Raw genomic sequence first — 778 nt, forward strand, 5'->3', positions numbered from 1 at the left:
AAACCGCCCACATATCTCTTCAGTTATCCATCAATGTCAAAGAGCATACACCCGGAGGCAAAAACAGGACCGTTGCGCCATTCTCACAGCGCGCCCGCCTCGTTCCATCCAACAGATGCCGCCGTCTCTCCAGCGCGTCCCGCCGTCTCTCCGGCGTGTCAGCAGCGCCTCAGCGCCGCCGGTGAAGGGGCTTTTACGGACACCCCGGATGAGTCGCAAGACCTAATTCAACAAAATTCGACAGCTTCTGCGAAATCGTTTCTGCGCGCCGCCTGGCAAAGATCTGGAGAGAATTCTTAGCCCTTACAGAAGGCAGCTAAGCGCAGGGCGGCTATGACGGGCGCCCCAATTGGGGCGCCTTGCGGGTGTTGTTTTGCAGATCCGGTCAGCTGATCGAATTCAGCAGCGTGTCGAGTGACTGTTTCGCATCGCCGTAGAACATCCGGGTGTTCTCCTTGAAGAACAGCGGGTTCTCGATGCCGGAATAGCCGGTGCCCTGGCCGCGCTTGGAGACGATCACCTGTTTCGCCTTCCAGCACTCCAGAACCGGCATGCCCGCGATCGGAGAGTTCGGGTCCTCCTGCGCCGCAGGGTTCACGATGTCGTTGGAGCCAATGACGATCGCCACATCCGTGTCCGGGAAGTCGTCGTTGATCTCGTCCATCTCCATCACGATGTCGTAAGGAACCTTGGCCTCGGCCAGGAGCACGTTCATGTGGCCCGGCAGGCGGCCCGCCACCGGGTGGATGGCAAAGCGCACTTCTTTGCCTTTCGCGCG

General features: G+C 59.8%; 1 protein-coding gene. It reads right to left on the reverse strand.

The genetic code is table 11. The annotated features are described in order from the left end of the window. Nucleotides 1–385: 385 nt before the first annotated feature. Nucleotides 386–778: NAD(P)(+) transhydrogenase (Re/Si-specific) subunit beta (locus tag AB9K35_RS00955; RefSeq protein ID WP_369924031.1), on the reverse strand; the 393-nt coding region annotated here is incomplete at its 5' end.

The organism is Leisingera sp. XS_AS12 (genome assembly GCF_041224635.1).
GTDB lineage: Bacteria > Pseudomonadota > Alphaproteobacteria > Rhodobacterales > Rhodobacteraceae > Leisingera.